The sequence below is a fragment of the Exiguobacterium sp. s64 genome (genome assembly GCF_018618035.1).
In the GTDB taxonomy this organism is placed as follows: domain Bacteria; phylum Bacillota; class Bacilli; order Exiguobacteriales; family Exiguobacteriaceae; genus Exiguobacterium; species Exiguobacterium mexicanum_A.
This window is the reverse complement of record NZ_JACSLH010000001.1, coordinates 265705-289903: the sequence shown is the minus strand read 5'-3', so window position 1 is coordinate 289903 and position 24199 is coordinate 265705. Positions and strand designations below refer to the sequence as shown.

General features: G+C 51.9%; 30 protein-coding genes. 7 read left to right on the top strand and 23 right to left on the bottom strand.

Features of this window, described 5'->3' with window-relative positions:
* Positions 1 to 27: 27 nt before the first annotated feature.
* From KNP64_RS01490 to KNP64_RS01470, 5 genes are all read right to left on the bottom strand, one after another.
* Entirely contained in the window at positions 28 to 690 is a 663-nt protein-coding gene (locus tag KNP64_RS01490) for a potassium channel family protein (RefSeq protein ID WP_034779811.1), read from the bottom strand.
* A 107-nt stretch (positions 691 to 797) separates the two neighbouring features.
* Entirely contained in the window at positions 798 to 1829 is a 1032-nt protein-coding gene (locus tag KNP64_RS01485) for a cytochrome d ubiquinol oxidase subunit II (RefSeq protein WP_034777001.1), read from the bottom strand.
* A 14-nt stretch (positions 1830 to 1843) separates the two neighbouring features.
* Entirely contained in the window at positions 1844 to 3232 is a 1389-nt protein-coding gene (locus KNP64_RS01480) for a cytochrome ubiquinol oxidase subunit I (RefSeq protein ID WP_034777000.1), read from the bottom strand.
* A 268-nt stretch (positions 3233 to 3500) separates the two neighbouring features.
* Entirely contained in the window at positions 3501 to 4622 is a 1122-nt protein-coding gene (locus KNP64_RS01475; RefSeq protein WP_034776999.1) for an N-acetyldiaminopimelate deacetylase, read from the bottom strand.
* Positions 4619 to 5497 carry a transcriptional regulator CcpC gene (locus tag KNP64_RS01470; protein ID WP_034776997.1) on the bottom strand — a complete coding sequence of 293 codons (879 nt, stop codon included), beginning with the start codon at positions 5495 to 5497 and terminating at the stop codon, positions 4619 to 4621. Before KNP64_RS01470 ends, KNP64_RS01475 begins: the two co-directional genes overlap by 4 nt.
* A gap of 110 nt (positions 5498 to 5607) precedes the next feature.
* Between KNP64_RS01470 and KNP64_RS01465 the strand changes: the two genes are divergently transcribed.
* On the top strand, positions 5608 to 5997 hold the full coding sequence (locus tag KNP64_RS01465) for a disulfide bond formation protein B (protein WP_138859677.1): 390 nt from the start codon (positions 5608 to 5610) through the stop codon (positions 5995 to 5997).
* A gap of 303 nt (positions 5998 to 6300) precedes the next feature.
* On the opposite strand, the gene nadE is transcribed toward KNP64_RS01465, so the two are convergent.
* The 8 genes from nadE to KNP64_RS01425 all read right to left on the bottom strand — a co-directional run bounded on the left by nadE (position 6301) and on the right by KNP64_RS01425 (position 11891).
* Positions 6301 to 7116: an ammonia-dependent NAD(+) synthetase gene (gene nadE / locus KNP64_RS01460; protein ID WP_138859678.1), complete on the bottom strand. Its 816-nt coding sequence runs from the start codon at positions 7114 to 7116 to the stop codon at positions 6301 to 6303.
* A gap of 117 nt (positions 7117 to 7233) precedes the next feature.
* Complete coding sequence (locus tag KNP64_RS01455) at positions 7234 to 8043, bottom strand: BsuPI-related putative proteinase inhibitor (RefSeq protein WP_371815240.1); 810 nt, start codon at positions 8041 to 8043, stop codon at positions 7234 to 7236.
* Positions 8044 to 8145: 102 nt separating this feature from the next.
* Positions 8146 to 8340: a hypothetical protein gene (locus KNP64_RS01450; RefSeq protein WP_021066980.1), complete on the bottom strand. Its 195-nt coding sequence runs from the start codon at positions 8338 to 8340 to the stop codon at positions 8146 to 8148.
* A gap of 243 nt (positions 8341 to 8583) precedes the next feature.
* Positions 8584 to 9675 carry a virulence factor gene (locus KNP64_RS01445; RefSeq protein WP_138859679.1) on the bottom strand — a complete coding sequence of 364 codons (1092 nt, stop codon included), beginning with the start codon at positions 9673 to 9675 and terminating at the stop codon, positions 8584 to 8586.
* Positions 9676 to 9746: 71 nt separating this feature from the next.
* A complete protein-coding gene (locus tag KNP64_RS01440; RefSeq protein ID WP_138859680.1) occupies positions 9747 to 9986 on the bottom strand; it encodes a hypothetical protein in 240 nt (79 codons plus the stop codon).
* 69 nt (positions 9987 to 10055) lie between these two features.
* Positions 10056 to 10616, bottom strand: coding sequence for an NADPH-dependent FMN reductase (locus tag KNP64_RS01435; RefSeq protein WP_034776989.1), 561 nt, complete (start codon positions 10614 to 10616; stop codon positions 10056 to 10058).
* Complete coding sequence (locus tag KNP64_RS01430; protein ID WP_214791573.1) at positions 10609 to 11322, bottom strand: alpha/beta fold hydrolase; 714 nt, start codon at positions 11320 to 11322, stop codon at positions 10609 to 10611. Before KNP64_RS01430 ends, KNP64_RS01435 begins: the two co-directional genes overlap by 8 nt.
* Positions 11322 to 11891 carry a GNAT family N-acetyltransferase gene (locus KNP64_RS01425; RefSeq protein ID WP_034776985.1) on the bottom strand — a complete coding sequence of 190 codons (570 nt, stop codon included), beginning with the start codon at positions 11889 to 11891 and terminating at the stop codon, positions 11322 to 11324. Before KNP64_RS01425 ends, KNP64_RS01430 begins: the two co-directional genes overlap by 1 nt.
* Positions 11892 to 12042: 151 nt before the next feature.
* Between KNP64_RS01425 and KNP64_RS01420 the strand changes: the two genes are divergently transcribed.
* Together KNP64_RS01420 and KNP64_RS01415 are read left to right on the top strand one after the other, a co-directional pair.
* Positions 12043 to 12774 carry a hypothetical protein gene (locus tag KNP64_RS01420; protein ID WP_138859683.1) on the top strand — a complete coding sequence of 244 codons (732 nt, stop codon included), beginning with the start codon at positions 12043 to 12045 and terminating at the stop codon, positions 12772 to 12774.
* 273 nt (positions 12775 to 13047) lie between these two features.
* Complete coding sequence (locus tag KNP64_RS01415; RefSeq protein ID WP_138859684.1) at positions 13048 to 13335, top strand: FHA domain-containing protein; 288 nt, start codon at positions 13048 to 13050, stop codon at positions 13333 to 13335.
* Between the two features lie 28 nt (positions 13336 to 13363).
* Here KNP64_RS01415 and KNP64_RS01410 read toward each other — a convergent pair whose 3' ends face one another.
* Genes KNP64_RS01410 through KNP64_RS01395 form a run of 4 tightly spaced genes read right to left on the bottom strand, consistent with a single transcriptional unit; the run spans position 13364 to position 15211 of the window.
* Positions 13364 to 13555, bottom strand: a complete 192-nt coding sequence (locus tag KNP64_RS01410; protein WP_138859685.1) for a nucleotidyltransferase family protein — start codon at positions 13553 to 13555, stop codon at positions 13364 to 13366.
* On the bottom strand, positions 13552 to 14085 hold the full coding sequence (locus tag KNP64_RS01405) for a hypothetical protein (RefSeq protein WP_138859686.1): 534 nt from the start codon (positions 14083 to 14085) through the stop codon (positions 13552 to 13554). Before KNP64_RS01405 ends, KNP64_RS01410 begins: the two co-directional genes overlap by 4 nt.
* Positions 14082 to 14666: a phosphatase PAP2 family protein gene (locus tag KNP64_RS01400; RefSeq protein ID WP_138859687.1), complete on the bottom strand. Its 585-nt coding sequence runs from the start codon at positions 14664 to 14666 to the stop codon at positions 14082 to 14084. The genes KNP64_RS01405 and KNP64_RS01400 overlap by 4 nt, the downstream gene beginning before the upstream one ends.
* On the bottom strand, positions 14666 to 15211 hold the full coding sequence (locus tag KNP64_RS01395; RefSeq protein ID WP_034779805.1) for a phosphatidylglycerophosphatase A family protein: 546 nt from the start codon (positions 15209 to 15211) through the stop codon (positions 14666 to 14668). The genes KNP64_RS01400 and KNP64_RS01395 overlap by 1 nt, the downstream gene beginning before the upstream one ends.
* Before the next feature lie 173 nt (positions 15212 to 15384).
* Here KNP64_RS01395 and KNP64_RS01390 point away from each other — a divergent pair, with 173 nt between their 5' ends.
* Positions 15385 to 15894, top strand: coding sequence for a YjcG family protein (locus KNP64_RS01390; protein WP_138859688.1), 510 nt, complete (start codon positions 15385 to 15387; stop codon positions 15892 to 15894).
* A 2-nt stretch (positions 15895 to 15896) separates the two neighbouring features.
* On the opposite strand, the gene KNP64_RS01385 is transcribed toward KNP64_RS01390, so the two are convergent.
* The gene (locus KNP64_RS01385; protein WP_021066964.1) at positions 15897 to 16085 is read right to left on the bottom strand and encodes a hypothetical protein; all 189 of its coding nucleotides are present in this window, start codon (positions 16083 to 16085) and stop codon (positions 15897 to 15899) included.
* Between the two features lie 85 nt (positions 16086 to 16170).
* The gene (gene fabI / locus KNP64_RS01380; RefSeq protein ID WP_214791575.1) at positions 16171 to 16944 is read right to left on the bottom strand and encodes an enoyl-ACP reductase FabI; all 774 of its coding nucleotides are present in this window, start codon (positions 16942 to 16944) and stop codon (positions 16171 to 16173) included.
* A 149-nt stretch (positions 16945 to 17093) separates the two neighbouring features.
* Here fabI and KNP64_RS01375 point away from each other — a divergent pair, with 149 nt between their 5' ends.
* Positions 17094 to 18260, top strand: coding sequence for an FtsW/RodA/SpoVE family cell cycle protein (locus KNP64_RS01375; protein WP_034776964.1), 1167 nt, complete (start codon positions 17094 to 17096; stop codon positions 18258 to 18260).
* A 40-nt stretch (positions 18261 to 18300) separates the two neighbouring features.
* On the opposite strand, the gene KNP64_RS01370 is transcribed toward KNP64_RS01375, so the two are convergent.
* Genes KNP64_RS01370 through yjbM form a run of 3 tightly spaced genes read right to left on the bottom strand, consistent with a single transcriptional unit; the run spans position 18301 to position 20624 of the window.
* Positions 18301 to 19167, bottom strand: a complete 867-nt coding sequence (locus tag KNP64_RS01370; protein ID WP_214791577.1) for an RluA family pseudouridine synthase — start codon at positions 19165 to 19167, stop codon at positions 18301 to 18303.
* Positions 19168 to 19170: 3 nt separating this feature from the next.
* Positions 19171 to 19968 (bottom strand): NAD kinase, encoded by a 798-nt coding sequence (locus KNP64_RS01365; protein WP_034776962.1) that lies wholly within the window; start codon positions 19966 to 19968, stop codon positions 19171 to 19173.
* Positions 19969 to 19979: 11 nt separating this feature from the next.
* Positions 19980 to 20624, bottom strand: coding sequence for a GTP diphosphokinase (gene yjbM, locus KNP64_RS01360; RefSeq protein WP_034776960.1), 645 nt, complete (start codon positions 20622 to 20624; stop codon positions 19980 to 19982).
* 107 nt (positions 20625 to 20731) lie between these two features.
* Here yjbM and KNP64_RS01355 point away from each other — a divergent pair, with 107 nt between their 5' ends.
* Positions 20732 to 21313, top strand: a complete 582-nt coding sequence (locus KNP64_RS01355) for a CYTH domain-containing protein (protein WP_214791579.1) — start codon at positions 20732 to 20734, stop codon at positions 21311 to 21313.
* Positions 21314 to 21398: 85 nt separating this feature from the next.
* Entirely contained in the window at positions 21399 to 22172 is a 774-nt protein-coding gene (locus KNP64_RS01350; RefSeq protein ID WP_214791581.1) for a DsbA family protein, read from the top strand.
* A gap of 221 nt (positions 22173 to 22393) precedes the next feature.
* Here the strand turns inward: KNP64_RS01350 and pepF are convergent, their stop codons facing one another.
* Entirely contained in the window at positions 22394 to 24196 is a 1803-nt protein-coding gene (gene pepF / locus KNP64_RS01345) for an oligoendopeptidase F (RefSeq protein WP_138859692.1), read from the bottom strand.
* Between the last annotated feature and the right edge of the window lie 3 nt (positions 24197 to 24199).

Genomic DNA, 24199 nt, shown 5'->3' with positions numbered 1-24199 from the left:
AAAACGAGAGGCGCGCGCCTCTCGTTTTTATCTAGACCGAAGGGTACGTTCGAGTCGGTCCAAGTCTGTATCTTTGCCGATAATAATCAAGATATCTTCTGGCAGAATCATCTCGTCGGCTTGCGGGGAGATGATGACGTCGTCGTCGCGGCGAACGGCGACGATGTTGACGCCGTATTTAGCACGGAGGTCCAAGTCGATGAGCGACTTGTTCGACAACTTATCCGACGCTTTGATTTCAACGATCGAGTGTTCGTTCGAGAGTTCGAGGTAGTCGAGGATGCTTTGACTCATCAACCCGTTCGCGATCCGAACACCCATGTCGCGTTCCGGGTGGACGATGTTATCGGCTCCGATGCGGCGCAACACTTTCTCGTGATAATCGTTCGTCGCCTTCACGGTAATGATTTGAACGCCGAGCTCCTTCAAAATGAGCGTCGTCAAAATCGAGGCTTGAATGTTTTCCCCGATCGCCACGATGACGTGCTCAAAGTTACGAATGCCGAGACTCTTCAATACGTTCTCGTCTGTCGTATCCGCGATGACCGCATGTGTCGCCAATCCCATAAACTCGTTGACGCGTTCTTCATCGGCATCGATGGCCAACACGTCATAACCGTTCGCCGACAATTCACGAACGATCGAGCCGCCAAACCGTCCTAATCCGATGACTGCAAATTCACCTGTCATAATTTCATACATCCCTTTCCTACGCTGTTTCTGTTCCCGATTCTTCGTACAGTGTAACCGATTCCCTCAAAAAAAACTATACAAAAAAAGACCGGAATCATCCGGTCTTATGCTTTACCACTCGAACGCTTTCCGCGTACATAGTCATTGTCGAACAAGAACAGGCGAAGTAAGAGATACAGCGCCGGTACGAGGAGGAGCAATCCGAGGATGAAGACGACGACGAGTGCGACCGCCATCGATTCGTTGACGACGCTTCCGTTGATGTCGATGTACGGATAAAGGATATATGGCAAGTGCGTATAACCATATCCGAACCAAGCCATGAAGAATTGACCCATGACCATCAAGAAAGCGAGGCCGTAGTTCCGCTTCAAGTAGACGAATGAAACCGCTACGACGAAGAAGATGAAACTTGCGGCGAACCACCACCAGTTGCCTGCCAAAATGCTCTCATAATGCCAAGCCGCCTGCGACTTCAACCCGAAGAAGACGAGGCCCGAGGCAATAATCGTCGGCACGCTCCAGAACAAGGCCCACTTCCGAACGAGCGGGACCGCTTGAACGTCACGCGCTTTGTCCGCGTAGAATAAAAGGAACATGGCACTGATGTAGAGCACCGACACGATTGCCAAGAAGACAACGGTCCATGAGTAGAAGTTGGTGAACAACTTCATGCCGTCAAAGAAGACGCCGGACTCGGTCTCATTGATGAATCCGCCTTGACTGACCGTGAGGACGGTCGACATCGAGGCTGGGATCAAGAGGCCGGTTGCCCCGTACAAGAACATGTAAAACGTGCTCTCTTTTGAACCGTAGTTGGCGAACGCATAGAAGCTCCCGCGAATCGCCAACAAAATCAAGACAACCGAAGCCGGAACGAGAAGTGCTGTCCCGTAATAGTAGGCCGTATCCGGGAAGAACCCGACGATTCCAACGAAGAAGAAGACGAAGAAGACGTTCGTCACTTCCCATGTCGGTGACAAGTACCGCTGAATCAGACGGTTGATCATGTGGTCACGCTTCGTGTACTTACTATAGAAAGCGAAGAAGCCGGCACCGAAATCAATCGATGCGACGATGAGATAGCCGTACAAAAACGTCCATAGTACGGCAATCCCTAGTTCTTGAATCTGCATGTCATACCCTCCGATCACACTTCATCCGCGAACATCGCTTCACCGCGATGCTCCGATTGTTTTAGTTCTTTCCCTACTGGGTTGTCCTTGAACAGACGAGTCAAGACGAGCACCGTGACTACGCCAAGAACTGCATACAGGATCGCAAAGGCGATAAGCATCCAACCGACGTTCGCTGATGTCGTGGCCGCTTCACTCGTGCGCATCAAATCATAAAGCGCCCAAGGTTGACGACCGAACTCGGCGAAGAACCAGCCGAACTCGATGGCCATCATCGCGAGCGGACCACCCGCTGCGATGGCGATGAGCATCGGTTTACTGAATTGCGGTAACCGCTTGATGTAGCGTCCGAGGACGAACAAGAACGAAATCAGTGCGAGGAGCATCCCGATCCCGACCATCGCATCAAACAGATAGTGGATGAATAGCGGTGGCTGGTCTTCTTTCGCGAATTCATCAAGACCTGTTACCTCGTAGTTCGGTACGCCGCCAGCTAAGATGGACAAGGCGTATGGAATCTTCAAAGCGCCACGTACTTCGTAACCGCCTTCCCCGTCTTCCTCGAGCCAGCCGCCTAGGATAAGCTCAGCTTCCGAGGAGGTTTCAAAGTGCCACTCCGCAGCCGCCAATTTGTCCGGCTGGTATTTCGCCAAGTATTTCCCTGAGAAGTCCCCGACAAGAGCAGTCGCGATTGCGAAGATGAGTGCGACGGTCATCGTCAAGCGTAGTCCTTTTTTGTGATACTCGATTGACAACTTGTCGAGCTGGTTTCGTCGCTGACGGAGCAACTGGACGGCCGCGATCGCCGCAAGGATGAACGCCGACGTCAAGATAGCCGACGTTAAGACGTGCGCCATTTTCGTTGGCATCGCTGGGCTGAACATCGCTTCAAGCGGGCTCACGTTGGCAAGCCGTCCGTCGACGATATCAAATCCGACCGGTTGGTTCATGAAGCTGTTCACGGTCGTAATGAAGAAACCTGAGAACAAGGCACCGACCGCGACCGGAATCCCGAGAAGCATATGGTGCCACGGGTTTTTAAATCGATCCCACGTGTACAAATAAATTCCGAGGAAAATCGCCTCAAAGAAGAACGCGAACGTTTCCATGAACAATGGGAGTGCAATCGTTTGACCGGCTACCCGCATCAAGTTCGGCCAAAGTAAGGACAGCTGAAGCCCGATTGCCGTACCCGTCACAACACCGACCGCTACTGTGACAACATAGCCCCGTGACCAACGACGGGCCATCAAGGTATATTTCGGATCTTTCTTTTTAATGCCTAGAAACTCTGCCAATAAAATTAAAAGTGGAACCCCGACGCCGATTGTGGCAAAAATCACGTGGAAACCCAACGTGAGTGCCGTTAACGCCCGGCTCATCAGGACAGGATCTTGAAACATCTATTGATTACCTCCTATCTCTCTCTAGCGCTTTAAACCAATGTCTATCGCGCAACATCACAGATGATTTCCCTTGGATACCCTTATCATAATGATTTTATATAGCGCTGTAATGTCTCAATGCTTGAGTTCGCAAAATGTTCACATTTGAGCATGATTAACAATATCGACGCTTTACAAGTCTTATTTACTTCCCGAATTTTTAACCGTTCACGCACAATTCAACACATTTCGCACAAAAAAGCGGACACCGTCGTGTCCGCTCCCTTCATTTAATGATTGCCGTTCGAAAGAAATGATCGAACAGCTCGATGGCGACATCGATCGCCCGCTCGTCCGGATTGAGCGTTGATTGATGGAGTCCTGAACCCATATCGTTCACGCCGAGCCAGACCATGAAGCCCGGTACTTGCTTCAACATGTAACCAAAATCTTCGCCGGTCATGGCGGGGACACACGTCTTGTACGAATACCCGACTTCTTCGACTACTTCTTCAAACTGGAACAAATAACGTTCGTCATTGACGACCTCGTGATAGCGATTGCCGAACTCAAGGTCGATTTGAACGTTATACGTCATCTCCACTCCGGCGATGATTTGACGGATACGCCCTTCGAGCACGACCATCTCCTTATCCGACAGCGCACGGATCGTCCCGTCGAGTTTCGCCGTATCGGCGATGATGTTCTCTTTCGTGCCGGCCGCGACCTTACCGATCGAGATGACAGCACTTCCCATCGGATCGATGTTCCGTGAGATGACCGTTTGAAGTTGCATGATTAAGGCAGCTTGGACGATCACGGCGTCAATTCCGGCATGTGGGAAGGCCCCGTGCCCGCCTTTTCCGTGAATCGTCAGATGCAGTTCACGCGCACTCGCGAACAAGACACCCGGGCGCGAGGCGATCGTGCCGACCGGATATTCCGGAGCCACATGAAGGCCGAACATCGCATCGGGGCGGAAATGATAGAACAGTTCCGACACGGCCATCGGCTCGGCACCGCCCGGACCTTCCTCTGCCGGTTGGAAAAAAATGACGAGGTCGTGATCGAGCGGCTCCTCAACGGCACGTTTGATCAACCCAAGGGCAATCGCCATGTGAACGTCGTGGCCACAGGCGTGCATCATCCCTTCATGGACCGAGGCGAACTCAAGTCCTGTCTCTTCTGTGATCGGCAAGCCGTCCATATCGGCTCGGTACCCAATCGTCTTCTCACCGACAAGACCATCGACACGGACGAACAGACCGGTGCGCCAGTGTGAAATATGCACCCGTGGCGAGTTCAAGGAACGAATCAACTCCTCAAGCGTCGCCTGTGTCTTGAACTCTTCATAACCTCGTTCTGGAATCAAATGTAACTGCCGTCTTGCTTCAATTGCCCAACTCATTCCACACTCTCCTTTGTCACTTCATCCACGATTTCCCAAAATGCCTTCACTTGCGCCAACTCGAGCATCGATTCGGTCGACAACATCCACGTATCTCGGACGAGCGGTGTCCCGTTCGACGAGGTGAGCGGAATCTTATTGATCGCCTCGACATCGCGGATCGTCGACTCCGGCAAAATCGCGAAGCCTATTCCATGGAGCGCCATCTGTTTGCACGTCTCAATCTGATCAACGACGAGCGTTGTCAGCGGCGGGCTCGAGAATCGTTCCTGCCACCATTCGAGAATCTCTTGATAATACGTCGAGTCGCTCTTGAATTGAATGAATGAGCGCTCGTTGTTTTTTAATTGTTTCAAATCGGTCATCCGCATATCGACCAAGTGGAGCGAATCTGAGAACAGTTTCATCTTCTCGCCGCGCCAGTCAGGGTTCCCCCGGATGATACCGATATGAAAATTTTCTTCTAGCATATAGCGCATCATCTCGCTTGACCAGCCCGTCACGAGTTTGACCCGGACCGACGGATACCGCTCCATGAATCGTTTCAAGACGCGGGGCAGCCAATACTGTCCCATGATGGACGCGACGGCGATTTTTAATGTACCGTACACCTCACCTTGTTGCGCCGTCAACTCCCCACGCAGCTCCTGTTCTTCGCTGTACATCTTCTTTGCGAAGTCGATGATTTTTTCTCCGTCTGGTGTGAGCGCGAGCCCGCGCGTCGAACGGACGAATATCTTTTTACCCCATTGGTGCTCGATCGTGACGAGACGTTGACTGAGCGCGGGCTGGGAGACGAATAACCGCTCCGCTGCTTTGCGCATGTTCAACTCCTCGGCGAGGACGATCAACACTTCCACTTCTGATACTTGCATGACGTCACCTGTTTCTCTATCGTTTCAAAGATTGTATACTGGATACGTTATTGCTTCACTGTATCATATCATGTTTGTCGATTAGTTTTGAATCGTCAGGAGGAAATCAGATGCAACGTCATCATTTTGCCTTTATTGTCGCCACCATCGCGACGCTCGGCAGTCTTTATTTCTCGGAAATCATGCTGTACGTGCCATGCAAGTTATGCTGGTTCCAACGCATATTTATGTATCCGCTCGCCATCTATTATTTGACGGTCATGGTCTCAAACCGTGCTGTGAACAAATTGTTCGTCGGTCTCATGGCCGGGGCGGGTTGGGCGATTGCCCTCTATCACGTCGTTCTCGAACGCATCCCGAACGGCGACGCGTTCTGCAGTAACGACTGTTTGATTCGTTGGGTGAACTATTTCGGGTTCATCACGATCCCGCTGCTCAGCTTGATCGCGTTCACGCTCATCTTGCTCATCCAATTCATGCCGACACGCTCGAAGCGCTAATACGTGATACACAAAAGAACCGGTCTAAGGATCGGTTCTTTTGTGTGATTAAATCGCGCGTCCTTTTCGGCGCCCATGCTTTCCGCGGGCAATCACGGTGCCCCATCGCGACGGTCTGACTGTCCAGTGCCAAGGCCGGCATCCGAACTCCTAGGGGAGAGCGATGCAAGGATGACCCCGTAAAGCGCGATTCGCGCTGCGGAGGCATCCGCATCGCCCCAGGAACGGAGGGTGCCGGCAAAGGCAATACAGAACTTGGCTCATCATACAAAAAGAACCAACCCGTGGGCTGGTCCTCTATGGTCACTGCCACCACTCGTCGTAGAGCGAGGCTGGCATATGATGCTTATGGCGCGACCGCTTGAAGATCGTCTCGATCCGCTCGGCGATGGCCGGGTCGATCTCTTTGCCTTCTAAGTAGTCATCGAGCTGATCATACGTCATCCCGAGAGCGACCTCGTCCGGGAGTCCCGGCTTGTCATCTTCTAAGTCAGCCGTCGGCACTTTATAGATTAAACTCTCATGCGCTCCAAGTTCATGGAGCAATGCCTTGCCTTGGCGTTTGTTGAGTCCGGTGAGCGGCGTCAAGTCGGCAGCCCCATCGCCGTGCTTCGTGTAAAAGCCCGTCACATATTCAGCCGCATGGTCCGTACCGACGACGAGCGCGCCGAACGTGGCGGCGATGTCATATTGAACTTTCATCCGCTCGCGTGCTTTCGTATTCCCTTTATGGAAGTCACCGAGTTCAAGACCGGTCGCTTGTGCGAACGCTTCAGCCGAGGCGTCGACGGCCGGCTTCACGTTGACCGTGAACGTCTTGTCCGGACGGATGAATTCGAGGGCGCGCTTCGCATCCGCTTCGTCATGTTGTTCCCCATACGGAAGACGGACGGCGTAGAACGTGTACTCCGCGCCCGTTTCTTGACGCAACTCTTCCATCGCCTGCTGACAGAGTTTACCGGCGAGCGTCGAGTCCTGTCCACCCGAGATGCCAAGGACGAGCCCTTTCGCCCCGGCCCGTTTAACATAAGCCTTTAAAAAATCGGTCCGAAGACGAATTTCTTCGGCCGGGTTAATCGATGGTTTGACATGTGTCGATTCGATAATATGTTGCTGCATACTCAACTTCCTCCCTAACTGATATCGGTTTGCCTAATTGTCTGACAATCTGGCGGTGTCGTCAACTTGTTTCATTCCCGAAAAAAAACGACGGAAACCTCAGTTTCCGTCGTTCGCTTATTGGATGCGGAACGAGGCTACGTCTCCGCCAATCGGTGTCATCTCCAAGAACAGCGTTTTCCCGGCCGGAGGTTCTTCGTCCAATAGAGCGCCGAACGTAAAGCCGCCGCTCGTCACTTCTGCCGCGCCTTGAGCATATAGGTTATGACCGTCCGACACACTCCACTCAAACTCTTCGACGTCCGTGTAGCCAGACACGTCGATCGCGTTACCGTTCAGTTTGATGGCGACATCGCGGAACGCACCGTTCGTTTGGGCCGGCTGATCACTCGGCTCTTCCGTCGGCTCTTCCGCCGGTTCTTCGCTCGTTCCCTCTTCTGCCGGTGGCTCCGCCGCTTCGACCGTCAAAGTCTGTTGATCCGTGACCGCCATTTCAGGTGCACCGTCGACTTGGGCCAGTCCGACGAAATCGACTGTATAGTCCCCGGCTTCGAGCGTGAGCGGGAACACTTCATCGAACACTTTCTTCTCGCCTGGCTCCCACGTCTCTTCGATAATCGATTCCGTGAACATATATTCACTGCCGTAATCGAAGACGGTCGTATCACCGTTCATCACCGTCATTTGAAACCGTTGAGACGAGTTGAACGTTACCTTGACCGGTTCTTCGTTCGGGTTTGTCATCGACACCGTCGTCGACAGTTGTTTCGATTCGGCATCGTAGCTCACGTTCGTATCGAGCGTCAATAAAGCAGGCGGTGTCGACGCGGTGTCGTCCACATCGCTCGGGTTCGCTTCTTCTTTGCTGCACGCCGCCACAACCAATATCATCGCCGTGACGATGGCCAATAACCAAGTCTTCTTCACGTATCCCACTCTCCTCTGAAAAATAAAAAAAAACGTCTATAGCACTAGTGTAAACGTTCGTGCAGACGTTTGTAATGGGTTTACGTATATTATTCACCTTTATTATGAAACTTGGACGTTTTCCACGTACTGTTGCCAACCAGTCATGAACAACGCGTCGGCGACGTCGATGTCGGAACGAACTTGTGCAGAGATCGAGAACGTCTCACTGTGAATCGACTCAAAGATGACCGTGATCATACCATCGACGACTTCCTTATAGGCTACGAGTTCTGGGGTTTCTGCAAAAAGCATCATGAGTATGGCTCCTTTGTTGGGATAAGATATGTTTAGTGTATCAACGATTCGCAAGGAAAAACGTCCCATCGTTCGACAGGCCAAAAGACCCGTTTACCCAACTGTCGAATAACTGGTATCGATTGTTAGTCATTTGGATGAATTATCAAATTGAATACGAGAAAAGAGAGACGAATCGCATGAGGATTCGTCTCTCTTCCCTGTAACTGTAAAAAAATTAAATATTTGTTTGTCGAATGATTGTTACTTCGTTCGATTCGAAATTTGTTGCCACACCGTCCCAAGCGCAGTCTCTCCACTCGTGATTCGCTCTTTCGCGAGACGGGCTTGAAGGGAAACCTCGAACTCGCGGTCGTCCTCGGCAATTTTCAATGCCGGCACCGCTTGCTCATCACCACAATCGAACAAGAACCGGGCGGCCCGCCAACGGACAAGCTTGCTCTTGTCTTTGAGCGCCTCGATCATCGACGGCTGCGACTGCGGCAACGCCCAATCCGATACCGTATCGCCGGCCGTACGACGGACGATCGGTGACGAGTCCACGAGCGCCTGTTCGATATACGTGACGTACTCTTCGCGGTTCTCTTCGAACATGCCGATCATGACGACCGCTTGTCGACGGATCGCCATCACTTTATCCTCGAGCGCACGGCGGAAGTACACCATGTTGTCCGGAACGATCTCGAGTTCGTCCAAGAACGCCAATCGCGCTTTCCAATCGTCTGATTGCAACTGGTTCGCATTCGCTTCATAGTCGGCTTCCCGGCCGAACGCACGGGCGACGATGCGCGCGACCCGTTCTTCGGGATAAGCCGCCTCGAGTTCTTCTTGCGCGACGACGCTCACGTCCTCGAGCTCTCCGTAACGCGGAGCTTGCTCGACCCAACGCCGGTCTTGAATGACGTTTTTCACTTGTGCTTGCACGTCGAGCGCCGCGTCGACGAACCTCTTCGACAGACCGACACGTTTTTCGGTGTCACCTTTGACGAGTTTTAACTGCATCGGGACGTCGAGTACGAACTGGACCGATACGTGGACCGGTTCATAGTCCGCCGCCATCTGGTTCGCCTCGACTTCCGGGACGTCTTCCCCGAACGCGCGACGAATCTCGTTCATAACGTCGTGCCAATCATGTTTTGGATGGCGTTCGACGGCGAGGAAGTCGGAAACCGCATAGACCGACTTGACCCCTCGCAACCCGACGATGTCCTCGATAATCGGAGGCATGTCACGGCTCGCCTTGTCATACGTGACGCCTCGGCCAGTGAAAGCCGGCTCCACGATAATCTTCAAGTTATTTGGACTTGGAGTTGGTTCAATTGCTACTAGTTTCATCCTCATCACCTCACCTTCAATCGTGACGAAAACGACAAAAAAACGCAAGCGAGTCGCTTGCGTCGTGAACATCAAAATAGGGCGATGAACTGTTGGAGCGAATAACGATCCCCTTCGACGATGAACGTATCGTCCCCGGCGACCGGCTCGAGGAAGAAACGTTTCTCTCCATCGGCCTTCACGTATCCGAAAATATGGCCCGTCTGATAGAATAATTCCACAATCGTGATCCGGCCGAACGTCATCCCGTCATTGATGACTGCCCGGTCCTCTAACTCGCCGCCATTGTACAGTTCAATATACGTTTCCATTTTTGCTGTCGCTCCCTTTGTGTTTGTTTTCACAATTCATTTCTATCAAACAATCAGGGCGACTTCAAGTTAATTTTTTGCTTGACGCTTCCAAAATTCAATCCAATTGTAATACTCCGATAATACTCGGTCGATTTGTTGCCGCGACTTTTCATCATGCAATCCAGTATCATCAATCTTTTCTTTACAATGCGTGATAAAGATTTCATTTCCTGGTAAAACGTTAGCACGATTTGTGGCAAATACTTGACGGAGATGAATTTGACATCGCGCCGTCCCGAGCATGCCCGGAGACGCCCCGGCAATCATGACCGGTTTCTCACGGAGCGGCGTGCCTGGTTCGAGCGACAGCCAATCGATTGCGTTCTTCAACACACCCGGGATGCTGTGGTTATATTCCGGGGTGACGACGAGCAGACCGTCCGCCTCACGCACAGCTCGTTTGAAGTCGCGCACGACTTCGGGTTCATCCGGGTCGATCAAGTCGTCGTTATAGAGCGGCATCTCAATCGAAGCGATTTCGACATCGAAGCGGTCACGGCCGAGCTCGATAATCGAGTGGAGCAACGCCGTATTGAACGACGCTTTCCGAAGACTCCCTGACACGGCGACAAGTTTGAATTTAGACATGTCGCACCTCCTTAAGCCAATTGTTGATGAGTCGCGCTTCTAATTCAGGCTCCTCCATCATCCCCATATGGCTGCTTGGGACGGTTTGTTTCGTGTGATGTTCTGCGCCTAAAAAAGCACGATCCGCGTCCATGTTCGGATCCTTGTCCCCATAGAGGAATAGTCCGGGCAATCCCGTTTCACGCACGGTCTCCGTTTCGTCGGCCCGATCGCGGATTGCGAGCTGGGCAGACATGACCCCTTCCTTCGACATCTCATACCCGATTTGTTTCGCGCGTTCAATCAAGCTAGTGTCGGAATCAGCCGCAAACACGCCGGGAATCATCGTATCGATGAACGGATGGACCCCTTCTTCCATCACTCGTTCGATCGCTTGATTGCGTTTGGCTTTTGCTCCTTCCGGGTCAGCCGCTGCCGTCGAGTGGATCAAACCGAATCCCGACAACTCGGTCGGATAACGGCGGACGAGGTTTGTCGTGATGTAGCCGCCGAATGAATGGCCGAGTACGATCGGCCGGTCGAGTTCTCGGAGCCGCATCTCGGCGACCACCCAATCCGCGAACTGGTCCATCGTCTCAGGTCCTGCTTCGGTTCCAGCATGACCTGGCAGCGTCAGCGCATATACTTCCGCATCAAGCAACGGGATAAGTTCCTCAAAGTAGTCAGGTGACCCACATAAACCGTGTAACAGCACAAGTTGTCTCATCATCTTTCCTCCCTCTCATTCCATTCCTCTTTCAAGAGACGATACATCGTCAAGTCCATGAAACGGCCATGACTATAGGCATAATCATGAAGTAGCCCCTCTTCCGTGAATCCAAGCTTCTGCACCAACCGGTTCGACCCTTCGTTTTCCGGGGCGACGAGCGCCGAGATGCGATGAAACTTGAACTCGTCGAACCCGTGCCGGATGACGGCCGATGCCGCCTCATGCGCGACGCCGCGACGCCAGTGGTTTGGCGCAACCTCAAAGCCGATCTCGGCACGAAAGTATTGGGGCGTCCAGTTATGAAAGCCGATGGTCCCGACCAGTTCGTTCGTCTCACGGTCGCAGATCGCCCAGCGGATCGCTTTGCCTTGTTGAAACTGGTCTTTGAAATAAGCGATAACGTTCTTCGCCTCATATACGGCCAATAAAGGGTCAGACCCGTAATAGCGCATCACTTCCTCGGTCGAGAGAATCACATAGAGCGCCCTCGCGTCACGGGGTTCGAGTTCTCTTAAGATGAACCGACTCGTTATGAGTTCAGGAAAACTTTTTTTCAACCCCCACATATGGAATCCGCCTTTCTGCTTCTTTTCCTCAATTATAACCATTTTCCCAAAAAAACCATCATCTCAATCCTCCCGAACCGCTCAAACATGGCGCACTCGATAGGGATTTGCTAAAATCAAACTATAGTGACTTTGAACTGAGGGGATAAACATGTCAAAACAGTTGTTCTATATTAAACAAGACCGAGAACTGCAACGTTTCACACTTCACGGCGTGACGCTGAGCGATGTCACCGAGGCGCTATCACTCGCTCGCCCGATGATCATCTGTCGCACGGACATAAAAGGGATGAGACAGTCGTCCCGGACCCGGTTTCGCTATATCGAGGCGCACGAACTGTCGACGTTCTCGACGAAATACTTAAACAATCAAACAAGCTTCACTGCTATCGACTTTCCCGACTACCACCTACTCGAATCGTTATCAGACCATGAAATCGCCGAGATTTTGTTCCTCAGCCACATGGAACGAGGTTTGAAGGGGCCGTTCCTCAACTCGATTCAAAACGAGATCGCTTTCTTCAACGAGTCGAACGACCGTCACAGCAGCCTCTACATCAGAGACTGGTCGACGATTAGCCAGTTTCTCCAAAGCGTCTTGCAAAGCAAACTCGATCGGGACATCCGTAACATCAGTTTTGTCCCCATCCCCCTCCCGGTTATCGATGAAATTTTGGCGTTGTCACCGCAAGGCTTGATCATCGATTTTGACCATACGAAACGGAGTCTATTCAATCGCCACGTGTCGATCGCCTTCTATGTCGCGGGACGTTACGAGGACATGTCCGTCCTCGAGGAAGATTTTGACGCGAAGAAGGAATCGATTGCGTTGAAGGGACAATTGACGTATCGCCGGCGCACGTGGGAGATCGAACGCTTTTGAGTTCATCCCTGCATGAATCTTTGTCGAACCTGATCTCATCAGGTTCTTTTTTGTTATCCCACCCATACGGATTACACCTTAAATCCTTTAGCGATGCGCCTGTGACACTATTTTTAAAAATTGATAACAAATTGTCTTAATTTTTCGTTAAATTAAGTCTTTTCTTTTATCGCGAGGACGGTATACTAGGAATAACCTTCTGGAGGAATGGAAGGCAATATAGAGAAAGCGAGGTGAAAATCTATTCATCATGCGGATGGATAGATACACGAGATGGAACAACTGAAAGTACAGGGAATGTCTTCGTTCACCAAGTTTGCGACGAATGGAAAAATGCTGAAACTAAAAGATGCAGTAGCCGGCGAGCAACGGATTTCGCTTCAAGAAGCGACCAATATTCAAGTATCGATGCTCGACGAGGACCATTCGCGCTTCACTATATTCGGTCAGTCACACCCGCTCGTTGAACTGACCCTTCCTCACCATTCTTGTGAAGTGTTACATGCCTGGTTATTACACAAGTTAAAACGACAAAAAATCAAATTGGCTTCTAACGCCTAAATGCCTAAACAAACAAAGCGCGTTCCTCTTAAGAGGACGCGCTTTGTTTGTTCTTCCGATAAATTGTGACGCCCCCGTGTTTCGCTTCCCCGACGACTTCAAACATCCAGCCCTTGTCGATCAACAGCGAGCGGACCGTCAAAAAATCGTCTTTTGGCACGAGTAACTCTTCGACCGAACCGTCGAGTAGTGCTTGGATCTTTTGTTCCCACTCGTTCATCGTGCGTCACCTCTCTCTGCTTGTTGTCGGTTCGCCCAAGCGAACAGCCGTTCACTTGTCTGCATCACATTTCCCGGTACGCATACGTCATCTGGCACGCGGGGATGCGACGTGATCGCCTCATCGATGGCGAGTATGACCGGTTCACCAAGTTCCCGTTCAAGGTAATCCGCTGCGAACGCGATCCGCTCGCGGTCTGTCGTGACACCTGCGTCGCGCAGGGCGCCTTCATAGGCCTCATCCCGCTCATTGTCCTTCATCAATACATGTCCCGATTCAAGGATGGCGAACGGGGGCTTGGCATCGACATGAAACACCTCGTAGGCTCGATAAGCCGCTTCATCACACGACAAGAGCGGCACGAAGCGGTGTTGCCCTGTCCATTTCTTCAGTTGGAACAATGTCCGCATCGCGGTGAACGATTTGGCTCCGGACGCATCCTTTTCGACCAGGATCGTCGGCGCTTCCGCCTCATCAGCCCGGTCGCGGTCCATAAACAACCATGTTTCGACTTGTGTTACAAGAATCAAATTTGTTTCCTCCTTACCATTTCTGACCCCGCCACGATGACAAGGGCGACGAGCCAGCCTCCGATGACGTCACTAAAATAATGGACGTTCAAGATGACCCGGCTGAACGAGACGGCCAACGTCAGTGTGACGAGCAGAATCAAGCCGGCGACGGTCTCATTCCGTCGATAGACCAATACGGCGAGCAGTCCATACAACGCGAGTGACCCTGAGGCATGACCGCTTGGGAAACTGTACGTCGTCGCGTCGAGCGCCGCATCGATCGACGGCCGGTCGACACCATAGATGAGTTTCAGCCCTTGCGTCACAAGTAGCGTCGTAATGACGACAATCGGTAAACGAAACGCCTCGAACCGGTCGCCCCGCCACAAAAAATAAAGCATGCCGATAAACGACAGGCCGATCAATACCTTCACGCTGCCGAGCTCGGTCACATAGACGAACAGCGGACCGGCGAGCGGGTCAAGCGTAGACGTGACGAAGCGATCAACCGGCACCACCCAACCTAAAACAACGACCACCGAGAAGAGCACGAAACTGATCGCCCCGGTGATCGCCAACATGTTTGAGCGCGGTGTCATTAATACAAGCCTTTCCGTTCCCGCATCTCGTCTTCGCCAAAGTCGGTCATATCGCGCAAGCGGTGCGCCAAGCGTCCCGATGCGTTCGCCGCGATCGCGCCGACGAGGTCGTCCATGAACGTATGGACTTGACCATCTTCCATTTTCGTGTCGAGCTGTTTGATGATGCCGATTTTCGCTTTGTCTAAGTATCCGAACGTCGTGACGGCGATGGAACCATATGTGTTGACGGCCCCGATGGCAATCGTCTCATCGACACCGAACAAGCCCTCGTCCGATGCCACGATTGACAACAGTGGCTCGGACAACTGTCCGCGTTCGGCGAGAATATCAAGTTCTGATCCGACGAGAATCGCATGTTGGAGCTCTCGTTTATCTAACACGGCCTCGACCGATTCCGTGCAGTCTTTCAATGACAAGTGTGGCGAATACGGCGCCTGCATTTGATAGACGATCTCGGCGATCGATTCAATCGATACGCCCCGTTCAATCAAGCGAGCCCGTGCGGCCTCGCGTACGTCTCGTGAGTGTGGTACATGTTTCATCATCTAGGCGGGAACACTCCCGCTACACATCCTTTCATCTCGAGAAGGTTTCTCCCGAAGTACTCAACCTCTATTATACTGAAAACTCGAAAAAAAGACTAAGCCCGCTTTGACTTCATTCAATAAATCGGTCATCATAAAAAAGTAGACCACTTTATAAAGGGGGAACTGGAATGAAGATTGGGGTAGTCTTATTTCCATCAAAACAAGTTCAAGATTTCGCCAACTCGTATCGGAAGCGGTACGATACGAAGTATGCCTTGATTTCACCACACGTGACAATCAAGGAACGCACGGAGATTAACGAAGCCGATTTACCGAAAGTGCTCGAGTATTTGCAACAAGTCGCGGACTCGACCAAACCGATCCAATTAAAAATCGATGGGGTCCGCTCGTTCGCACCGACGAACAACGTCCTCTACTTAAAAGTGTTGCCGACGCGCGAACTGTCAGCGCTCCAAGACAAGCTCCACGAGGGGCTTCTCAACCAGCCTCCCAAATACGAGTTTCTCCCGCACATCACCATCGGGCAAGATTTGACCGATGCCGAACTGTTCGACGTGCTCGAACGGATGCGCATGGAGCAAGTTCATTTCGAGGAAACGGTCAACCGTATGGCCGTCATGTATGAGCTCGAAAACGAAACATGGAACGTCTATGAGACGTTCCGGTTCCGCGGATAAGATTACACGCTCCGGTCGACAAATCGACCGGGGCTGTTTTGTTGTTCGGCTTCTAGCCATTCTTCTTGGCGCGGCCGGATTCGTTGGACACGCTGAATCCGCGTGACCGGCTCGATATTCGCCCGTTCTGTCGGTTGAACTTGGCGATTTCCATATTGGACGACCGTGAAATCAATCTGATAAGGACCCATGATCCAACCTCCTTCACAGGTCCTTACCCGAAATCAGGTCGGAATAATACAAAAAAGAGCGCATCGCTGCGCCCTTCCCCTATATTTACAAAATATGATAACCGCTGTCGACGTGGATGACTTCTCCTGTCACACCGCTGCCCATGCTCGATAACAAGAACAAGCCCGTCGAGGCCACTTCTTCTGCCGAGACGTTGCGACGCAGTGGCGCCTTCTGTTCAAGCTCAGACAAAATGCTGTTAAAATCGCCGACACCTTTGGCCGATAACGTGCGAATCGGTCCTGCCGAGATCGCGTTAACGCGGACGCCGTGAGGTCCGTACTCGTTCGCCAAGTATTTGACGCTCGAGTCGAGGGCTGCTTTTGCGACACCCATCAAGTTGTAGTTCGGGACGACGCGCTCACCGCCGAGGTACGTGAGTGTGATGACCGAAGCGTCTTCTGCGAAATACGGCTTGGCCGCTTTGACGACTGCCGTCAAACTGTACGCCGAAATGTCGAGCGCTTGCGCGAACTGCCCGCGCGTCATTTCCGAGAATTCGCCGCGTAGTGCTTCTTTGTCAGCGAATGCGATTGAATGGGCGATTCCTTGAATCGGCCCTGCTTGTTCGTGAATCGTACGGAACGTCGTATTGATCGCTTCGTCGTTCGTGACGTCGCATTCTAAAAGTAGGGCCTCTCCGTTCAAATCGGCCGCAAGCGACTCAAGACCTGATTTGAAGCGTTCGGCCGCATACGTAAGGACGAGCTTCGCACCTGCCGCGTCGAGCGTCTTCGCGATCGCCCATGCGATCGAGCGTTTATTGGCAATTCCCATGACGACATACGTCTTATTCGTTAACGTTGGATAGATTGACATCGTAAACTCCCCTTTTTAGTACCTGGTTATAACATCTGTTATCAGATTACAGAATGGTGTCTGTTTTGTCAACTAGCGCGTAACGTATTGCGATTTTTTTAACTTACGGTAAGATAAAATACGTATAGAAAGGGTGAGACGACTTCATCATGAACCGCATTCAATCTTATTTAAGAAGTTTAGACACGACACTTTTGACAATCGTCTTTTTCTTGATGGTTATAAGCCTTGGCGCCATTTACACGGCACAACCGATGTTGCCGACACGATTACAACATATCAACTTCGCATTTGATCAAGGAATCCGTTACATCATTGGGTTCGTGGCCATGTTCGCCATCATGACGATCGAGTACGAACAGTTGCGAAAAATTCACTGGTATCTCTATTCCTTCGGGCTCTTGCTGCTAGTGGGCTTGATACCGCTCCGGGATACGACACTCGTTCCAAACATTAACGGGGCGTACGGCTGGTACAACGTGCCAGGTTTCAGTTTTCAACCGGCCGAATTCATGAAGTTGTTTTTGCTCATCTCCATGGCTACGATCGTCTACGACCATAATAAACGCTACGGCTCGTCCCAACAGGACACGTGGCTGTTAATGAAGCTCGTCCTACTCGCCATTCCGCCGCTCGGACTGATTGTGACGCAACCGGATTTAGGGACCGGGCTGGTTCTCATCACGATGCTCGGGGCCATCATCATCGTCTCCGGAATCGGCTGGAAATGGTTGCTCGGTCTGTTCAGCGCCGCTGCCGTGACGATCGGCGGTTTCATGTACTTGTTCTTCTCCCATTTCGAGGTGTTGCAAAGCTTTGTTCCGGGACACGCCTTGAATCGATTCCAAGCGTGGATTTATCCGTATGAGTATTCCGACGACTTGGCGTTCCAATTGATTAAATCGCTTCAGGCGATCGGGTCCGGTCAAATGTTCGGGGCCGGGTACGGTCAAGGTTTGGTCTATTTGCCGGAGTCGCAGACCGACTTCATTTTCGCCGTCATCGCTGAACATTATGGGTTCATCGGTGCGGCCATCGTGATAATCGTCTTCTTCCTGTTCTTATACCGGATGATTCATATCGCGCTTGAGGCAAGCAGTCCGTTCGGCAGTTACATCGTGACCGCAGTCATCGCCATGTTCACGTTCCAAATTTTCCAGAACATCGGCATGACGATCGGTGTCCTTCCAATCACCGGTCTGACGTTACCGTTCATCAGTTACGGCGGGACCGGGATCATCATGAACATGATTGCCATCGGCCTCGTCATGAACGTCGCGTCGAAATCAAAATCGTATATGTTCGACGACGATTGAAAAACAGTCCCGCGCTCAGCTGAGTGCGGGACTGTTTGTATTATGCTTCAAGTCGAAAATCATGCGGGTATGTCGCCTCAATGACGAGTCTCTCGCCCGTTATCGGGTGGCAAAACGTCGCCGAGGCGCTGTGGAGCGCGTGACGGTCGAGTACGGTCTTACCACCGTACATCGTATCCCCGAGGAGCGGATGCCCGATATGGCGCAGATGGACGCGGATTTGATGCGTCCGTCCGGTCTCGAGGGCGATCGTCAGCGCTGTATATGCCTCGTGCGGCTCTACTTCAAGAATATGGGTCACGGCGTGCTGTCCGTCTACCGTCACGATTCGTTCCATGATTGAATCCGGGGCACGGCCGATGGGAGCGTCAATCGTCTGTGGCGAAACCTCACCTTCGACGAGAGCGAGATACGTCCGTGACAAGCCCCCGGTCTGTTGCAATTCACTGAACCGATGGTGCACGTACGCATATTTTGCGAACAAGACGACGCCGCTCGTGTCACGATCGAGTCGATTGATGACGTGAATCGCCGACTGTAATCCGATTCGCTCGTAATATCCGAGCACCGCATTGGCAAGCGTGTCGTCGGGATGAAGCCGGGACGGGATCGTCGCGATCCCAGCCGGTTTATCGACGGCGAGCAAATAGTCGTCCTCAAACAGGATCGTGAGCGGGCGTGACGAGCGGACCATCGTCTCCGCCGGCTGTTCGACCGGGAAATGGACCGTCACATCATCTCCTTCGCTGATGTCATAACGTACCGTCCGCGGCTCTCCGTTGACGAGGATGAGCCCCCCTTGTTTGATTTGGGTCAACATCTTGCGCGAGATGCCGCAGTCTGTCATTAAAAAATCGCGCAGCGGGACGTTCGCCCCCGCGACGCGATGCAATGTGAATCCGTACATCGGTTACTTCCCTTCCTCAATGAACGATTCCCGGACCCGTCGCCAAAATGGGAACGGGCGGAACCGGGCAAATGTCACTTTTTCTTTCGCGACCGCACAGCGAATCGAGCGCACGTTCGACCACGACAATGCTTCTTGGTGATCGAACGCGAGTTCGAATTCTGTTTTCGTGTGCGGCTCGATCTTCACTTGATGATGCTTCGGCAACAAGAGCGGTGAACCGATCGTCCGGTACACCAAGTTATTGATTGACGCCATCTCCGTCACTTGGATTGCTTCAATCGACGGATGGACGATGGCACCCCCGAGTGCTTTGTTATAGGCTGTCGACCCGGATGGTGTCGAAATACATAACCCGTCACCGCGGAACGTCTCGAAATAATCGTCGCGAATCGACAAGTCACAGACGAGCGTACGTTTATAGTTTTTAATCGTACACTCGTTCATGGCGAGTTGTCGTTCGGTCGTCCCGTCCTCGTAATCGATGAGCACCTCGACGAGCGGATAAGACACCGGTTCGAACGATTCGCTCGTGATCATTTCCGTCAACTCGTCGAGCTCGTCTGGTTGCCAGTCGGCGTAAAAACCGAGATGGCCCGTATGAATCCCGACGAGCAGCGTATCATCGAGCCGGTCGATATATTCGTGGAACGCTTGGAGCATCGTCCCATCCCCACCGACCGAGACGACGATCCGCGGCTCTTTCGAGACCGAATGCCCCGCTTCGGTCAATTTATTCGTCAACTCGCGCGCAATATCGGCCGAACGCGCGTCTCCCCGTGCTACAATCGCAAACTGCATGCCTTGGCCCCCTAGTCTTGGTCCGTTTGGACGTTCATTTCTTTATCCCGGAACACTTGCTGTGCATCTTGAATCTCGACGCGGAGCTGACTCATCTCGGCATCGAGCAAAAATGCCGCTTCAGCCGCCCGGCGCAGGCGCTCCTGCACCTCGACCGGCATATCCCCGTCGTATTTATAGTTGAGCGAGTGCTCGATCGTTGCCCAAAAGTTCATCGCAAGCGTCCGCACTTGTACTTCGACAAGCGTCGGGAACTCGCCATGAATCGTTTGAACCGGGTATTCGAGAATCAAATGGTAAGAGCGGTAGCCCGATTCCTTTTGGTTCGTGATATAGTTACGTTCCTCGACGATTTTAAAGTCGGTCCGGTGATGGAGCAGTTCAAGGACGTGGACGATATCGTCCACGAATTGGCACATGATGCGGAGTCCGGCGATGTCTTGCATCTCCGTCGACAACTTGTCGTAAGGGATTTGCTTTCGCTTCGCCTTCTCGAGAATGCTACCGACCGGTTTGACCCGTCCCGTGACAAACTCGATCGGTGAGTGGTCGTTTTGAGATTTATATTGTTTCCGAATCGCCTTGAATTTAACTTTCAGTTCATCGACCGCGATTTGATACGGCACTAAAAATTGATCCCAATCCATTGATTGCATATGCTGTCACCACTTTCGTTCATTTCGGAAAACCCTGCTTTTTCCGTATGTATCCGATTGTATGGTATCATAAACGAACAATTGTTCATAGAATGGAGCGATGATTTATGACCCAAGAAGTGGAAATTGAATTCAAATCGATGTTGACGAAAGACGAGTATGAGACCTTGCTCACCGCCTACGATTTAACGGACAAAGTGAAATGGCAAGCGAATGACTATTTCGATACACCGACGTTCGAACTGAAGAAGCACGGCGCCGCCCTACGAATTCGCGAGAAAAAACATGGCCAAGTGTTGACACTCAAACAACCGCATGACGTTGGACTGCTCGAGACGCATGCCCCAATCAATGAGGCAGAGGCCGAAAACTTGTTCAAATACGGCATCATCCATGACGACCAAATGAAAGAGGCGCTCGCCGCGTTCGACTTGTCCGGCCCGCTCGAACATCTCGGTCGCCTTGAGACGAAACGCGCGGAAATCGAGACACCAGACGGTCTGCTCGTCCTCGACGAAAGTCATTATTTGGAGATTCACGACTATGAAATAGAATTTGAAGTGACCGATGAAACGAAGGGCAAAATCGCGTTCGAACAGCTTCTTCATCGCCATGGCATTCCCCTCCGGCCCGCCAAAAATAAAATCGTTCGATTCATGGAAGAAAAGATGCGTCGAAACCAAGGTTGAGCAGATACGTTGCCAACCTTTTTTTTTCGTTGCTACAATGAGCATACGATATATTTGATTTTTGTTTACGAGAGGAGGCGACACAATGGAACTTGAACAATGTAATGAGTCATCCTGTTCATTGGAAGAATCTTCTATCCAAGTAACATATAAGCCATTAGAGTTATTCTATTTCATGGACATCTCAGATCCAGACGGGCTTCACGTGATGACACTCATTAAAAAACTCGAACTTGAATACGGGCACTTGATTCGTTTCCGTATGGTTTCGACGGTTCCTAGTTGTGTTGGCGGATGTCAAGAAGAGGTTCGCCTTCTCACGATGATCAAGGCTATGGAGTTACAAGGGAAACGTCATGCGATGCGCTTCATGCGCCATCTGCATATTAACGATATCTTTTTGAAGGATAGCTCTAGCGACAGCGACTTATGGGAAATTGCCCGCTCGTTCGTCAGTTATGGACTCGACATCGATGAGTTGGCTGCCGATATCCAATCCAATCAACTGCTGAGCGCACTGGCGGTCGATCATGAGATCTTGAAAGACTGGGAAATCGAATCGCTTCCCGCCTTGACGTTCGTCACGCGTGACGAGGCGCTCAAAATCGAAGGACTCTATCCGTATGACGTCTATCAGGCTGTCATGGCCGAACTGCTCGGCTATGTACCGACCCGTGAGACTGATTGGAGCGTCGAGAAAGTGTTAGGACACTATGACGCCTCAACGATTACCGAGCTCGCTTTCATTTTAGAGCTCGACAAGCCTGTCATCGAAAGAGAATTAAAAAAACTGTCGCTCCAACAACGTTGCCGGCCTGTCCCGGGCTGCAGCGGCGAAGCTTGGGCGACGAATAAATGACACAACAAAACCCACGGCCGGGGAGCCGTGGGTTTTTTCGATGTTTCCCGCGGGGACGGAAAACATCGTACCCGAGTATCTATACAGATCACAGGTTGGGAGAAAGTTTACGGTCAAAAAAGGGGTTTGTGATTGATTTCACACTTATAATATACCGAGACGAGCGCACCGTGACAAGCACTTTGTTCATATTGTCACATAATGTTCACGCCCCGCTTCTTTTATTGGAAAAGTAACGCTTCCATCTCGTCTAGCACGGCCTCGAACTGATCGAGCGCTGCGAGCACCGGTGCTTTCGTCGTCATATCGACTCCAGCCGCCTTCAATACTTCAATTGGATAATCGCTCGACCCGGCCTTCAAGAACTTGTCGATGTAACGACGGACGGCCGGTTCCCCTTCGTCCATGATCTGTTGCGACAATGCGGCCGACGCCGAGATGCCCGTCGCATACTGATAGACGTAGTAGTTGTAATAGAAGTGCGGGATCCGTGCCCATTCGAAGGCGATCTCCCCATCGATGACGAGCTCGTCTCCGAAGTATCGCTTGTTGAGCTCGAGGTACGTCTCATTCAAGTACTCAGGTGTGAGCGAGACGCCATCTTGGGCCGCTTTATGGATCATATGCTCGAACTCGGCGAACATCGTCTGACGGAACAACGTGCCACGGAACGTCTCGAGCTGATTGTTCAAGAGATAGAGCCGCTCTTGGCGGTCTGTACGCGTCTTCAGTAAATAGTCGTTCAAGAGCGCCTCGTTCGTCGTCGATGCCACTTCGGCCACGAAGATCGAGTAGTCCCCGTATGGATACGGCTGCGACGCCCGCGTGTAATGGCTATGGACCGAATGACCGAACTCATGGGCGAGTGTGAACAAGTTGTTGACGTTGTCTTGCCAGTTCATCAAGATGAACGGCTGCGTGTCGTACGCGCCTGAAGAGTAAGCACCGCTCCGTTTGCCACGCGTCTCACGGACGTCGACCCAGCGTGAATCGAGACCGTCCTTGACGATTTGGACGTACTCGTCACCGAGTGGTGCGAGACCCTTGACCATCAAGTCTTTCGCTTCGTCATATGGGATTTTCATGTCCACGTCTTTCACGAGCGGTGTATACAAGTCATACATATGCAGCTCGTCCACACCGAGTGCCCGTTTCCGGAGCGCGACGTAACGATGCAACAAGTCGAGGCGCTCGTTCACCGCTTCGACGAGACCGTCGTATACCGCTTCCGGGATGGCGTTATGATGGAGCGCCGCTTGACGGGCACTCTCGAACTTACGGACCGTCGCATAGAAGTTATCCTTCTTCACGCTGCCTGACAACGTCGAGGCGAACGTGTTCAAATATTGCTCGTACGTGCCGTACATCGCCTTGAACGCCCCTTCGCGGACGCTACGGTCGCTCGACTCGAGGAATGTGATGTAACGACCATGCGTCAATTCGACGTCTTCACCTTTCTCGTTCTTCACTTTCGGGAATTTCAAATCGGCGTTGTTGAGCATGCCGAACGTCGAACTCGACTGGCCGAGCACGTCACCAGCTTGAGCGAGAATCGCCTCTTCGGCTTCTGTCAACACGTGCGGACGCTCTTGCGCCAACTCGTCGAACGCATGGCGATAGACGTTGAGCGATTCGTGTTCCGCCATGAACGCCTCGATTTGACTCTCATCGATGGCGAGCAGTTCCGGCGTCATGAATGCGAGCTGAGCCGAGATTTGGGCCGCGAGCGAGCCCGCCCGGTCGTTCAACGCTTGGTAATGACTGTTCGACGTATCTTCGTCATAACGCATATGGGCGTATGTATACAGTTTATGCAATTGACGCGAGATGTCGTCGCGAAGTTGCAGGCCTTCAAACAAAGTAGAGGCTGATTCCCCGAGTTTACCTTTAAACTCGACCAAGGCCGGCACGTTTGCTTTCAATGCTTCAAAATCGTGTTCCCACGCCTGATCGTCCGCATAAATCGTCTCCAAGTTCCACGTCTCCTCGACGGGTACTTGTTGTCGTGTAAGTACTTCTGACATATG

Coding starts and splice junctions, on each gene's coding strand:
- KNP64_RS01475 (WP_034776999.1), bottom strand. CDS start 4,622: ATGAGTTGGGCAATTGAAGCAAGACGGCAGTTACATTTGATTCCAGAA.
- KNP64_RS01390 (WP_138859688.1), top strand. CDS start 15,385: ATGAAGATTGGGGTAGTCTTATTTCCATCAAAACAAGTTCAAGATTTC.
- yjbM (WP_034776960.1), bottom strand. CDS start 20,624: ATGCAATCAATGGATTGGGATCAATTTTTAGTGCCGTATCAAATCGCG.
- KNP64_RS01365 (WP_034776962.1), bottom strand. CDS start 19,968: ATGCAGTTTGCGATTGTAGCACGGGGAGACGCGCGTTCGGCCGATATT.
- KNP64_RS01375 (WP_034776964.1), top strand. CDS start 17,094: ATGAACCGCATTCAATCTTATTTAAGAAGTTTAGACACGACACTTTTG.
- KNP64_RS01415 (WP_138859684.1), top strand. CDS start 13,048: ATGGAACAACTGAAAGTACAGGGAATGTCTTCGTTCACCAAGTTTGCG.
- KNP64_RS01435 (WP_034776989.1), bottom strand. CDS start 10,616: ATGTCTAAATTCAAACTTGTCGCCGTGTCAGGGAGTCTTCGGAAAGCG.
- KNP64_RS01410 (WP_138859685.1), bottom strand. CDS start 13,555: ATGAACGAGTGGGAACAAAAGATCCAAGCACTACTCGACGGTTCGGTC.
- KNP64_RS01430 (WP_214791573.1), bottom strand. CDS start 11,322: ATGAGACAACTTGTGCTGTTACACGGTTTATGTGGGTCACCTGACTAC.
- KNP64_RS01470 (WP_034776997.1), bottom strand. CDS start 5,497: ATGCAAGTATCAGAAGTGGAAGTGTTGATCGTCCTCGCCGAGGAGTTG.
- KNP64_RS01425 (WP_034776985.1), bottom strand. CDS start 11,891: ATGTGGGGGTTGAAAAAAAGTTTTCCTGAACTCATAACGAGTCGGTTC.
- KNP64_RS01445 (WP_138859679.1), bottom strand. CDS start 9,675: ATGAAACTAGTAGCAATTGAACCAACTCCAAGTCCAAATAACTTGAAG.
- KNP64_RS01370 (WP_214791577.1), bottom strand. CDS start 19,167: ATGTACGGATTCACATTGCATCGCGTCGCGGGGGCGAACGTCCCGCTG.
- KNP64_RS01350 (WP_214791581.1), top strand. CDS start 21,399: ATGGAACTTGAACAATGTAATGAGTCATCCTGTTCATTGGAAGAATCT.
- KNP64_RS01490 (WP_034779811.1), bottom strand. CDS start 690: ATGACAGGTGAATTTGCAGTCATCGGATTAGGACGGTTTGGCGGCTCG.
- fabI (WP_214791575.1), bottom strand. CDS start 16,944: ATGTCAATCTATCCAACGTTAACGAATAAGACGTATGTCGTCATGGGA.
- KNP64_RS01385 (WP_021066964.1), bottom strand. CDS start 16,085: ATGGGTCCTTATCAGATTGATTTCACGGTCGTCCAATATGGAAATCGC.
- KNP64_RS01400 (WP_138859687.1), bottom strand. CDS start 14,666: ATGACACCGCGCTCAAACATGTTGGCGATCACCGGGGCGATCAGTTTC.
- KNP64_RS01355 (WP_214791579.1), top strand. CDS start 20,732: ATGACCCAAGAAGTGGAAATTGAATTCAAATCGATGTTGACGAAAGAC.
- pepF (WP_138859692.1), bottom strand. CDS start 24,196: ATGTCAGAAGTACTTACACGACAACAAGTACCCGTCGAGGAGACGTGG.
- KNP64_RS01440 (WP_138859680.1), bottom strand. CDS start 9,986: ATGGAAACGTATATTGAACTGTACAATGGCGGCGAGTTAGAGGACCGG.
- KNP64_RS01420 (WP_138859683.1), top strand. CDS start 12,043: ATGTCAAAACAGTTGTTCTATATTAAACAAGACCGAGAACTGCAACGT.
- KNP64_RS01450 (WP_021066980.1), bottom strand. CDS start 8,340: ATGATGCTTTTTGCAGAAACCCCAGAACTCGTAGCCTATAAGGAAGTC.
- KNP64_RS01465 (WP_138859677.1), top strand. CDS start 5,608: ATGCAACGTCATCATTTTGCCTTTATTGTCGCCACCATCGCGACGCTC.
- nadE (WP_138859678.1), bottom strand. CDS start 7,116: ATGCAGCAACATATTATCGAATCGACACATGTCAAACCATCGATTAAC.
- KNP64_RS01485 (WP_034777001.1), bottom strand. CDS start 1,829: ATGCAGATTCAAGAACTAGGGATTGCCGTACTATGGACGTTTTTGTAC.
- KNP64_RS01480 (WP_034777000.1), bottom strand. CDS start 3,232: ATGTTTCAAGATCCTGTCCTGATGAGCCGGGCGTTAACGGCACTCACG.
- KNP64_RS01395 (WP_034779805.1), bottom strand. CDS start 15,211: ATGAAACATGTACCACACTCACGAGACGTACGCGAGGCCGCACGGGCT.